This is a genomic window from Peribacillus sp. B-H-3 (assembly GCF_048572925.1).
Lineage (GTDB): Bacteria > Bacillota > Bacilli > Bacillales > DSM-1321 > Peribacillus.
The window spans coordinates 190,048-202,181 of record NZ_CP183879.1; the positions used below are offsets into that span (position 1 = coordinate 190,048).

12 protein-coding genes are annotated in these 12,134 nt (G+C 44.0%); 1 reads left to right on the plus strand and 11 read right to left on the minus strand.

Annotated features, from left to right (window positions below; translation table 11 throughout):
• The first annotated feature begins 316 nt into the window (after positions 1-316).
• Positions 317-1,747, plus strand: coding sequence for an MDR family MFS transporter (locus ACN6MY_RS00820; RefSeq protein ID WP_419882400.1), 1,431 nt, complete (start codon positions 317-319; stop codon positions 1,745-1,747).
• A gap of 162 nt (positions 1,748-1,909) precedes the next feature.
• Here ACN6MY_RS00820 and ACN6MY_RS00825 read toward each other — a convergent pair whose 3' ends face one another.
• From ACN6MY_RS00825 to rpmE, 11 genes are all read right to left on the minus strand, one after another.
• Positions 1,910-2,497, minus strand: a complete 588-nt coding sequence (locus tag ACN6MY_RS00825) for a TIGR01440 family protein (protein ID WP_419882401.1) — start codon at positions 2,495-2,497, stop codon at positions 1,910-1,912.
• 17 nt (positions 2,498-2,514) lie between these two features.
• Positions 2,515-2,964, minus strand: a complete 450-nt coding sequence (rpiB, locus tag ACN6MY_RS00830) for a ribose 5-phosphate isomerase B (protein ID WP_419882402.1) — start codon at positions 2,962-2,964, stop codon at positions 2,515-2,517.
• A 235-nt stretch (positions 2,965-3,199) separates the two neighbouring features.
• The gene (locus ACN6MY_RS00835) at positions 3,200-4,489 is read right to left on the minus strand and encodes a methyl-accepting chemotaxis protein (RefSeq protein WP_419882403.1); all 1,290 of its coding nucleotides are present in this window, start codon (positions 4,487-4,489) and stop codon (positions 3,200-3,202) included.
• Positions 4,490-4,512: 23 nt separating this feature from the next.
• A complete protein-coding gene (locus ACN6MY_RS00840) occupies positions 4,513-4,956 on the minus strand; it encodes a low molecular weight protein arginine phosphatase (protein WP_419882404.1) in 444 nt (147 codons plus the stop codon).
• A 380-nt stretch (positions 4,957-5,336) separates the two neighbouring features.
• Positions 5,337-5,852 (minus strand): manganese efflux pump MntP family protein, encoded by a 516-nt coding sequence (locus tag ACN6MY_RS00845; protein ID WP_419884271.1) that lies wholly within the window; start codon positions 5,850-5,852, stop codon positions 5,337-5,339.
• A 174-nt stretch (positions 5,853-6,026) separates the two neighbouring features.
• Positions 6,027-7,079 carry an L-threonylcarbamoyladenylate synthase gene (locus ACN6MY_RS00850; RefSeq protein WP_419882405.1) on the minus strand — a complete coding sequence of 351 codons (1,053 nt, stop codon included), beginning with the start codon at positions 7,077-7,079 and terminating at the stop codon, positions 6,027-6,029.
• Positions 7,080-7,512: 433 nt separating this feature from the next.
• The gene (spoIIR, locus tag ACN6MY_RS00855) at positions 7,513-8,310 is read right to left on the minus strand and encodes a stage II sporulation protein R (RefSeq protein WP_419882406.1); all 798 of its coding nucleotides are present in this window, start codon (positions 8,308-8,310) and stop codon (positions 7,513-7,515) included.
• A 283-nt stretch (positions 8,311-8,593) separates the two neighbouring features.
• The gene (prmC, locus tag ACN6MY_RS00860; RefSeq protein ID WP_419882407.1) at positions 8,594-9,463 is read right to left on the minus strand and encodes a peptide chain release factor N(5)-glutamine methyltransferase; all 870 of its coding nucleotides are present in this window, start codon (positions 9,461-9,463) and stop codon (positions 8,594-8,596) included.
• Positions 9,456-10,526, minus strand: a complete 1,071-nt coding sequence (prfA, locus tag ACN6MY_RS00865; protein ID WP_419882408.1) for a peptide chain release factor 1 — start codon at positions 10,524-10,526, stop codon at positions 9,456-9,458. The genes prmC and prfA overlap by 8 nt, the downstream gene beginning before the upstream one ends.
• A 445-nt stretch (positions 10,527-10,971) precedes the next feature.
• Positions 10,972-11,592: a thymidine kinase gene (locus ACN6MY_RS00870; protein ID WP_071351071.1), complete on the minus strand. Its 621-nt coding sequence runs from the start codon at positions 11,590-11,592 to the stop codon at positions 10,972-10,974.
• Between the two features lie 233 nt (positions 11,593-11,825).
• On the minus strand, positions 11,826-12,026 hold the full coding sequence (gene rpmE / locus ACN6MY_RS00875; RefSeq protein ID WP_090988600.1) for a 50S ribosomal protein L31: 201 nt from the start codon (positions 12,024-12,026) through the stop codon (positions 11,826-11,828).
• Positions 12,027-12,134 lie beyond the last annotated feature (108 nt).

The following is a 12,134-nucleotide window of genomic DNA, read 5'->3' on the forward strand; positions in this document are numbered from 1 at the left end:
CCATAAGAAATGCCTTTTCTCATTTCTCTATCAATCACTTTCATTTTAACATGTTCAATTTGGGAACGGTAGTCTTACCTTTGCATAACTCCCCATAAACGAACTATTAAAGGATCAAAATATTAAACGTTCGTTATTTTTTTACACTCTTTTTCTTTTTTTCCATAAAACATAAGGACAGTTGAAGACGCCTCTGTTAAACTGATGTTTTGGCGCATTTTATTTACTGCATTTATATAAAGTGAAACTTCTGCCAGCGGGGTTTTCCTTCCCGCTGACAGACAGTGACTTAGAAACAGAATCAGGGGGCACGTCCATGAGAAACAAGGTAATGATTGCATTAATGCTCGCCACTTCACTGGCAGCAATGGAAGGAACGATTGTCAGCACGGCTGTTCCCAGCATCACTAACGACCTTTCGGGAATACATCTTGTAAGCTGGGTTTATGCTGCTTACATGCTGGCTACCGCCGTTTCCACTCCTATCTTCGGAAAGCTTGCCGATTTATTCGGCCGAAAAAAAATCATCATTTATGGTATCGGGATCTTTTTGCTGGGTTCTGCTCTGTGCGGCATGGCCCATACTATGGAACAGCTGATTATCTGCCGTGCCATCCAAGGGATTGGAGCGGGCTCTGTTATGCCGGTTACCATGACGATTATCGGAGGGCTGTATACGGAACAAAAAGACCGGGCAAAAGGGCAGGGCTGGGTCAGTGCTGTCTGGGGGATTTCCGGAGTTGTCGGTCCATTAATAGGCGGATTTCTCGTGGATCAATTATCTTGGCGCTATATCTTCTATTTAAATATTCCGTTTGGCATCAGCTCCATCATCATCATCCTGAAGTACTATAAGGAAAACATCAGCAAAACCAAACAGCATATTGACTATAAAGGAGCCTCTATCCTTTCGCTTGGCACAATCAGCATTTTGTACGCTTTATTAAATGGAAGCAGCAAGCAGGATTGGGGCAGCCCTCTTATCATTTTCCTGTTTATATTTTCAGCTTTGTCTTTCTTCCTTTTTTACAAAGTGGAGAAAAGCTCTCCAGAACCAATCATACCGCTTAATCTGCTAGGCAGCCGCAGTTTAATTCCTATCAACTTGCTGACACTATTTGCCGGAATGATCGTCATCAGCATCACAGTCTACCTTCCTATATGGAGCCAGGGTGTTCTCGGGAAGAATGCTACGCAAGCCGGGCTGATTCTGACTCCAATGCCTGTAGCCTGGACGGCCGGCTCTTTCCTCGCAGGGCATCTGGTAGGAAGAATCAGCAGCAGAACCATCATACGTATAGGAACGATCGTCTTAATAGGAGCAACATTCCTTTTGTTTTCAATATCCAACACCTCTCCCGATATTGCGATATACTGCGGAATGGGACTTCTTGGCTTGGGAATGGGAATTGTCACTCCAATCATCATGCTGCTGGTTCAGTCTACAGTTGAACCGCAAAAGCTGGGTACAGCAATTGGGCTGAATTCCTTCATTAATACATTCAGCCAGACACTGGGATCTGCTATATTCGGCATGATCTTCAACCTGGCTACAGCAGGCATAGCAGGAGGCCAAAAGGGTGCCGGCCAACCGCATCTGTCCATTGACTCTCACCAGGAGAACGTGAGTGAAACATTTGCCTCAGGCATACATCTCATATTTCTCGGCACCTTCATTCTCGCGATATGTGCCTTCTGTATTTCATTGGTGATTTCGAAGAACAAGGCTGTTAAAACAGCTTCATAAACCTGAATTTCTTTACTGGAGAAGCAGCTCTCATTTCCTCAAAAGGGGATCGGGCACTTCTCCTTTTTGCTTTTCTCTGTTAAAGAACATATCCGGACTATCAGCCATAGAAGATCCTGCTGAACCGATACCGCACAAAAAAACCCCTTATAAAAGGAGTTTTTAGGTACAGCTATTATTATCAATGGATTGTTCATATACAGCACGCTGTCCGCCAATCAGCTTCGGCCTCGCTTTTGCCATGGTTACATGGGCCTGCCCGATTTCCTTTAAGGATGCCCGGATCGGGACGGCCACATGCTTTATATGCATGCCAATGAAGGTGTCCCCGATATCGATTCCCGCATCTGCTTTAATATGTTCCACAACAACAGCATCAGCAAGGTGCTGATAGGCATATGCGGCCATTGCCCCTCCTGCATGCCGGACAGGAATGACCGAAACCTCTTCATATCCATATTTCTGTGACGTTTTCTTTGATAAAACAAGAGCCCTGTTTAGATGCTCGCAGCACTGAAAGGCCAGAAGTGCGCCAGTGCGCTGATGAAAGGACTGCAATTCACTAAAAAGCATTTCAGCCACATCAAAGGTTCCTTGGGTGCCAATTGCATTTCCTGTTACTTCACTCGTGCTGCATCCGATGACAAGCAAATCATTTTCATTCAGCTTTGCCGCTTCTTGAAACTCATTCAGCAGATCGTGAAATTGATTTCTCCAGATTTCCCGATTTCCAAGAGTATAGTTTTCCATAAACACCCCTCCTTCTCCTAGATGCTCCGGTCTTCATATTCCTTAATTTTTCTGAGTCTATTACTGTGGCGTCCGCCTTCTTCGAACTCTGAAGCCAGCCAGGCAGCCGCTATTTCCCTGGCAAGTCCAGGCCCAACCACACGCTCTCCCATAGCTAGGACATTGCTGTCATTATGCTGCCTAGTCAGTTTCGCACTGTACACATCATGCACTAGAGCACAGCGGATCCCTTTTACTTTATTCGCAGCAATACTCATTCCAATTCCCGTTCCGCATATTAAAATGCCTTTATCAAAATCACCCCTGGCCACTTTTTCAGCTAAGGGAAGCGCATAATCGGGATAATCCACCGATTCACAGCCGCTGCATCCAAAATCCTCAAATTGAATATTCATTTCAGCCATCAAGTTCTTTATTTCTTCCCGAATATGATTTCCGCCGTGATCTGAAGCGATTGCTACTTTCATGTCCTTCCCCCTGACTTTTCCATAAAGTGACATACTCCACTAATGGTTAGCCCGATAAATCTTTTCGGGCAGTTATCCCCTGTTTATACTTCTTCTGCATCAAATCTTAGAAATGTCTCAGCCAATTAAAGCGGGGCAATTTGTTTTCCTGCCCTTATTTTGGCACAAAAAAAAGCAAAGATAAAGGCAATTGAAAACAAAAAAGAACCCCGCACAGCAGGGCTCTCATTTTCTTCTATAGCTGGAACTGCGTGATTGTCTGCTTCAGCTTTTCCGCCTGTTCTTTCAGCTCAAAAGCCAGCCTGTCCACATCTTCAATAACACTTGTCTGATCTTGGGCAGAGCTTGTCACTTCGAGCGCCCCGGCAGAAGTTTCCTGCGCAATCGCAGCAACTTCCTGCGACTGGCGGGAAGTGGTTTGAATGTTTTTCATTTGCCTGTCTACTAATACAGTGATATCCTGAACCGCTGCTGCCACACTATGCACAGTTTCAGTCATTTCCTCAATAGCCCTGTTTGTTTCCGAACCTTTTTCCGCTTCTGAGTTAGCTGTTTCAACCTGCTCGCTGATTTGCGTGACAACGCTTTGGACGTCATTTTGGATCGTTTGGATCAAGGCAGAAATCCCCTGCACGGCTTTAGCGCTTTCATCTGCGAGAAGGCGAACCTCCTCAGCAACAACAGCAAACCCTTTTCCATGCTCCCCTGCCCTTGCTGCTTCAATGGACGCATTCAAGGCCAAAAGATTGGTCTGTCCTGCAATGTTTCCTACCAACTGAATGATGCGCTCGATTTTTTGCGCATTTTCCTCCAGACGCCTAACCGCCTGTAGCGCATCCTGATTTTCATGGGCAAGCTGCTGGATGCCTGTCACAAGCGAGTGAATGACTTCTTTGCTGCTTAGAAGATCTGACACCATTTCTCTTGAGGTTTCCGCTGAAGAGTTCGCTTTATCTTGAACCTCTTTTGCAATGGTAATCACATCTTCAACAGATTCTGCCGTATGCTGGATAGAAACGGCCGATTGATCTGCTCCCTTTGCAATTTCCTCAATGGTTCTGGAAATGCTTTCTGCTTGAGTTGATGCCTCTGCAGACTTATGCGAAATGGAAATAACCTTTTCATTTGTTTCCTGAAAATTTGTTTCTATATTTTGGACCATGTCTCTTAAGTTAAAAAGCATGTGATTGAATGCTTGTCCTAATGAACGGATTTCATCATCCGATTTTGGAAGCTCGGCATCTTTGCTAATATCCCCCTGAGATGCCCTAAGTGCTGCGGTTTCAAGCTTCTTCAATGGCTTTACAATGAGTGCTGCTGCAAAAAATGCCAGAATACCAGACCAAATGACTCCCATGAAGAGAGTCAGGATGGTGAACATTCTTTCATCCATGCTCTTAAAAAACAACGGATGCACATAATAAATGAATAATTCGCTCGTCGCATACGTAATTAAAGCAAGTGAAGTAATAAACAATACTAACTGTTTTCTCAAACCAAACTTATAATGCTTTTTTTCCGGCACTGAAAGCTCCCCCTGCGGACATTCTACTCTTCAAGCTTATTAATCAGCCTGCTGATCGCTTCCTGAAGTTCTTCGAATGTTTCCCGATAAATTTTTTGCGATCCCCCATAAGGATCTGATATGTCTCTATCATATTTATCGTCATAAACAAATTCTTTTAAAGTAAAAGTTTTGTCCATCGCAGCCGGAAATGAATTTACAAGGATGGATTTATGTCCTTCTGTCATGGTAAAAATATGGGTTGCCCAGTTTATGGCATCAGCGGTAAGAGGCGATGAGGAATGTCCCTGCCCCATTTCATTGTCCTCAAGCACCTGTTTTGCATGCATCGAGGCCTCCATTCCTTCAGCCGCGTATACTCCTGCAGACTTCACTTCAATGCCAGGAATTCCTTTATTTTTCAAAATAGCTTCAGCCATCGGGCTTCTGCAGGTATTTCCTGTACAAACAAATAAAACACGGATCATGCCGGCATTCCTCCTTTTGGATTTATTATAATCCATAATGCTTCATCTTCAAAAGCTCGCAGTTTTATTCTAATTATCCTTTTGGTACGCCAGTCTGCGCGCCTCTTTTCATAAATACCACTGCCAGAAATGAAATTTTAGCGGGATGACACCGTTTGAGCCCTAATTTGCCATACTGTCTCCATTTATTTCCAGTTAAATTGATAAAGGGATTCAATTCACCTTTCATTCGAGCCAATTCCCTTATGATTCGATCCATTTTAAGAGGTATTCGAGGGGAATCCAGGTTCATTAGAGCGAAATGCAAAAATAGCCTTAAAAATAAAAAAGCCCGGAGACTAAGCCATGCTTTGTCTTCAAGCTTTATACGCTTATAAGTTTTAAATGGAAAATAGCAGTTTTAAGCCAAATGCGCAAAGAATGCTGCCCCCAAGAACTTCGCTGTACACTCCCAAAAGGCCCTGAACCTTTCTGCCAACAAGCAATCCGGCCCAGGTAAGAATAGTTGCCGCTGCACCAAAGCAGATAATGGTCAAAATCGTCCTTGCCCCGTAAATTCCAAGGGTCAGACCCACCGAAAAACTGTCCAGGCTCACACTCAGCGAGAATATAAATAAACCCATTCCTACAGGAGCAAGCATACTGCCCTCACCCCCTCTTAATCCCGAAATAAACATCTGGATTCCAAGGATTACAAGCAAAAGTCCGCCTGCATATGCAGCAATCGTGCCGAAATGACCAGAAATATACCGGCCTGCCACCATGCCAAGCATAGGCATCCATATATGAAAAAAGCCGACTGTCAAACCGATGAATAAGATTTGCTTCAGCCTAAGCTTAAACATTCCCATTCCTAAACCAACTGAAAAAGCGTCCATTCCCAGCGCAAATGCCATGATCAGCAATGTCAGTAATTCCCCTGATATTCCATTCAATCTTCCTACCCCCTTGGACGTGCCTATTTCATGTTATGCATGTCCGGGAATAAAAAGAATTAAAAAAGCACAAGCCGCACTGGACAGCTTTGCTGGTCCAGGAGGCTTGCACGTAAGAGATAAAAAAATCCATCATCATTTATCATTTTGTGAAATTACATGATGTCCCGCTGCTTTATAAAGCCTGTTCATGACTGCTTGGCCAATTCCCTGTTCAGGAAAAACCTCGCTTAAAATGATATCGGCATCCAGTTCATCGAATTTCCTCAAAGTATCATACAATCCTTGAGCAACCGTCCTTAAATCAGCAAGCTTTCCCGGAGAAAGAATATAATCTGCACGGTAGTATTCGATATGTTCAGCTGCGGCAATGATCCCAACCTTTAGTCCCTCTGATTGTTTCCGGTCAGCGATGTTCTGCAGAAATTCCACATCTCCTTTTACCAATTCAAGCGGCGCTTTTGGCGCATAGTGGGTATATTTCATTCCAGGTGCCTTCGGGGCGGCCGTTGCATCCTTCAGTGAAGAATCCAGGATCACCGTGCCGATTGTCTCTTCAAGCTCTTCCTTCGTAATGCCCCCTGGCCTTAAAATAACCGGAATAGCTGCCGTACAGTCAATCACGGTAGACTCGACCCCCACACCTGTAGGCCCGCCATCCACAATGCCGGCAATCTTTCCTGCTAAATCGGATTCCACATGTTTGGCAGAGGTGGGACTCGGCTTTCCAGAGGTATTTGCACTAGGGGCGGCGATTGGCAGTCCGCATTCCGCAATCAGGCTAAGTGCAACAGGATGGTCCGGCATTCTTACACCTACAGTATTTAAACCAGCTGTCACAATTTCTGAAAGCACACCTTGACGTTTTTCTAGAATAATGGTCAATGGTCCTGGCCAAAACTTATTCATTAACGTTTTAGCCATCTCAGGCACGCCCGCCACGATTTCACAGAGCTGTTCTTTTGAAGCGATATGAACAATTAGCGGATTGTCGCTTGGACGTCCTTTTGCCAGGAAAACTTTTTTTACAGCTTCATCGCTTTTTGCATTGGCTCCTAATCCGTAAACTGTTTCAGTAGGAAAGGCAACTACCTCATTTTTCTGCAGCAAAACGGCGGCATTTTTAACCTGTGGATAACTATCTGACTTGTCCACATTATTATCCACCGTCCAGATATTTGTTTTCATTGTTAACACCTTCACTTTATTTGTGCATTTCATCGGCAAAATACTTACTAAAGTTAATTTTCCCTTTGAAATTCCGTATTTTTATCATTTTGGTACTTTGAAAGTATAAAAGAAGAAAAAAAGGAATACAAGTGTTATCCACAAATTGTGCATAACTACGAGGATATTGTGGACAACTATGTGGATATTTGACAATTTTAAATCATTTGACACATATCCACAGCTTTTTCCTGTAGATAACTTTTTTTCAGCAAATATACATAGCATTTTAAAGGAAAATAAACACGCTGCCTTCTTACTCATAAAAATCAGCTGCAGATTTTGTTAACTTGCCGCTTATTTTTGCAGAAAACGCAAAGCTCCAGGGAGCGTTCGCCAAGCTCCTTTGGTCCCGCCTGTAACGCTGCTCCCCAGCACAGAAATCAATAGTGTTTTAGAAAATATCGGAGAATATCTCGGCAAAAAATGATTTGACTACAACAGGCTGTTCTTCACTGCTCGCAAAGACATCGTCATGATTTTCATTTTCTTCCTGGTAATTGGCATGCAGCGGCGTGACTGACGATGATTCAGATTCTGTCCGGTCATCAGAAGCAGCTGTCTGAGAAGAATGCTTGTCCGATTTCTTTAATTCCGGCTCCTCGGCAGAATTACTTTTTTCTTCTGCTTCAGGCTTCTTTACATCAGGCTCATTTTGATCTTCCTTCATCGGACTCTGGCTGACTGCTGTGCCATTTGAAAAATCAAGGAAGCATAAGGGCGGAAACAGCACACACCACCAATTGGCTCCTTCACCGTCACCCAGCGTGATAACAACTGCCTCATAATCTCCAGCAGGATATAGATATTGACCGTATAGTTTTGTCGGGAAATCCGCCTTGCCAAAACGTACCTTCACAGCTTGGTCCAAACCCTGTTTTTTCATCATTTCTTCTGCCCTTTTTTGAATATCAGGAAGATGTGAAACAATTACTTTCCTTGCCTCTTTAATGGAGGTTAACTGACCCACCCAGCCTGTAATATCCTGGTTGACCTTGTCTCTGATAGACCTTTTGATCTCCTGGTCTTCTTCTTTATCACTGTTGGCTAAAATCCGGAGCCTGATTGCCTGATCCGGAATTACAACCGAATTCTTTGCGGATGCTGTTTCTGTTTTAGGCATATATAAACTTGAGATTGTTCCTAAAGTTAAGATTAATAGATAGATAATGGCTAAATGTTTTCTTTTCATGTTCTCTCCCCCTCAACAGCCAGTCTGTCCAGAAGAGGGATATGTTAAACTACTAAATTGATTATTAAACAAAGATCCACTATTTTTAAGGATTTTTTCATAAACTTTGCTGCTATTGAACAAGGGGGCTGATTTTTGCTCCAGGATGCTCCCTTTTCGCGGGTCGGGCGGTGAGCCTCCTCTTCTTCGCCTGCCGGGCCTCACCTTCCCGCTAATTCCGCACAATCTTTAAGAAAAGAACCTAATAAAAAAGGGAAAAGGGGTCTGACCCCTTTTCTCCACCTTACTTCATCTCGGCAAAAACCATCCGGTCCTTGCCGTTAATATCATTTATGACTGAAACATCGGCAGCAGGGAAAGTGCCCTGCAAAAGGGCAGCTACAGCCTTTCCCTGGCCCGCCCCAATTTCAAAGCCGATCAGTCCTGGTTTTTTAATAGCCTTGGGAAGCTGTTCCATAAATCGCCGGTAAAAATCCAGACCGTCCGCTCCTGCAAATAATGCACGGTGTGGCTCATGGCCCGTAACCACAATAGACATGTTTTTCTTGTCTTCTTCCGGAATATACGGCGGGTTTGACAGGATGATGTCAAACCTCCTCTCCTCTGCAATCAGGGGCAATAGCATATCTCCTGAAAAAAAGCTTACGTCTGCTTTCAGCTCTTCGCTGTTTTTTCGTGCTGCCTCAAGGGAGGGCACTGCAATATCCGTAGCAGTAACACCCAATGCCGGAACTTCAAGCTTCATGGTGATGGCAATAGCCCCGCTTCCAGTCCCGATATCCGCAAGCTCCAAATCGTTCCTGCCCGGAAAGATGCCAGGGATTTTCCCGATGGTATGATAAATCAGCTCTTCCGTTTCAGGCCTTGGGATAAGGACCTCTTCATTCACCAAGAATGTCCGGCCGTAAAACTCCTCTGATCCTATTATATATTGAACAGGCTTTCCATCAGCATGCTGCTTTACCGCCTTTTCGAAGGATGAGCCAGCTTCTTTCGGCAGAAAGTCCTGCAGGCTGGCGAGCAATTGGGACCTGCTCATGCCCAAGATATGCTTCAGCAGGATTTCACCGGCATTTTCATCGCGTCCATTTTCCTTTAAAAAAGAAGAAGCCCAATTCAGGGCTTCATATACTTTCGTAAATGAATTAGTCATCCGAATTTTCCAGTCTTGAAGATTGATCTTCAAGGATCAGAGCATCAATCACTTCATCAAGCTTTCCTTCAATAATTTGATCAAGCTTCTGAATGGTTAATCCAATCCGGTGGTCCGTCACCCGGTTTTGCGGGAAATTATAAGTTCTGATCCGTTCAGAACGGTCTCCTGTTCCAACCGCAAGCTTTCTGTTTTGATCATATTCTGCCTGTGCTTCACGCTGAAATTTGTCATACACGCGGGCACGCAGAATCTTCATCGCTTTTTCTTTATTTTTTATTTGAGATTTTTCATCCTGAATGGAAACGACAGTATTCGTCGGAAGATGGGTCAGGCGGACAGCTGACATGGTGGTATTAACGCTCTGCCCTCCAGGACCGCTTGATGCAAAGGTATCCACGCGGATATCTTTATCATGTATCTCAATTTCGACCTCTTCAGCCTCAGGCAAAACCGCTACCGTTGCCGTTGAAGTATGGATACGGCCTCCAGACTCGGTTTCCGGAACACGCTGAACACGGTGGGCGCCATTTTCAAACTTCAGCTTGGAATATGCTCCTTTTCCGTTGATCATGAAGATAATTTCTTTAAAGCCGCCAAGTCCTGTGGGGCTCGATTCCATGACTTCCGTCTTCCAGCCCTGCACCTCCGCAAAACGGCTGTACATCCTGTAAAGGCTTCCTGCAAATAATGCAGCTTCGTCTCCTCCTGCAGCTCCCCTTATTTCCATGATTACGTTTTTATCATCATTCGGGTCTTTTGGAATCAAGAGGACCTTCAGCTTTTCTTCCCAATCTGTCAATGAATCCTCAAGCTCACTGAGTTCTTCTTTTACCATTTCGCGCATTTCCGGATCAAGCTTTTCTTCAAGCATGGCCTTAGCGTCCCCATGCTGCTCTTTCACCTGCTTATATTCCTTATATGCCATCACGGTATCCTGAATGTCCGATTGCTCTTTTGAGTACTCTCTCAGCTTCTTAGAGTCATTAATGATTTCCGGATCGCTTAGCAATTCATTTAATCTTTCATATCTATCTTCAACAGCCTGTAATCGATCAAACACAATATTCACCTCATAATATTTCCGGCTTTTCTTCTGGCCGCTCACGATGAGTTAGGCCAAAAAAGGTGCCTGATTGGTCAATGGGCGTTCAGGGCATATGTTTTCCTATGCCATTTCAGTTTCTCCATATAGTGTCATTATAGTATAGGTGAAGAATACACGTCAAAGACAATCAAACACATCAATAGAGCAGAAAAGCCTGTTTCTGCCTAATTATGCCGCCATTTGCTAAATCGCTGTATTTTCTTCTTAGCTTTCCCATAAAAGAAATGAAAATTACCTTACTGCATCATACAAAATAGCCTATACGTCTGGTTCAGCCTTCAAACAGTATCTATCAGAAAAAAGAAGGCCAAGTGCTCTGCAGACTGCTTGCCATAGCAGGCATGGTCCATGGATAAAATAAAAAAAAACTGCACAAAGACATTCGTCTTCACGCAGTAATCTATAGTTTTGTGCTTTTCCATTCTTTTTCTTTTAGCCTATCTGAACTTCCCGGCACTTCGTGATGATGTCTGCATCTCGGTTCATAGCTTTCCGATGCGCCAACAAGAATGACAGGATCATCATGGGAAGCAGGGGAACCATTGATAAGCCGCTGTGTTCTGCTTGCAGGGGATCCGCATACCGCACACACTGCCTGCAGCTTGGTAACTGATTCAGCCAAAGCCATTAAGTCCGGCACGGGGCCAAATGGTTCGCCGCGGAAATCCTGGTCAAGGCCTGCCAGAATGACGTGATAGCCGCTGTCAGCAAGATGCTGCGCTACGTCCACAATTTCATCGTCAAAAAACTGCACTTCATCTATGGCCACAACATCCAGGTCTTCATGGATATATTGAAAAATTTCTGTAGAATGTGAAATTGGTTTTGCTATTACCGATGTACCGCTATGTGACACAACAGCTTCTTTTGCATAGCGATTATCCAAAACCGGCTTAAAGACAGCAATCTGCTGTTTAGCAAATTGAGCGCGGCTGACTCTTTTTATTAATTCCTCGGATTTTCCGGAAAACATGCTTCCGCAAATGAGCTCCATCCAGCCAGATTGTTTCATTACGTACATTGAAACAGCCTCTCCCTTCCACACAGTAATAAACTTTCTGAAAAACCACGCCCGGGCAGGCCGGAATAATGCGAGAAAATCATGAGGGCTGCCGTCTTCAAAAAGGGGGATATAGGTTTTAAACTCCCCATTTTTGCCTCTTTTACCCGTGGTTTATGTAGCATATGTCTTCTATCTTGCATGAAAAAAACAGGCAAGAAATTGCACTTGCCTGTTTCTGAAGTTTCTTCTTATTACTTAAGGCCGTATTTTTTGTTGAAACGGTCAACACGTCCGCCAGCTTCAGCGAATTTTTGACGTCCAGTGTAGAATGGATGACATTCAGCGCAAGTTTCAACGCGGATATCTTCTTTTACTGAACCAGTTTCAAATTTGTTTCCGCAAGAGCAAGATACTGTTGCAGTTTTATAATTTGGATGAATTCCAGCTTTCATCTTTTTCAGCTCCTTCTGCCCTGAATCATTCGAAACAGAGTTATATAAGGCGAGGATTTATAGGTCCTCACAGATATTGTAAAAACACATGAACTCATTATATCAACT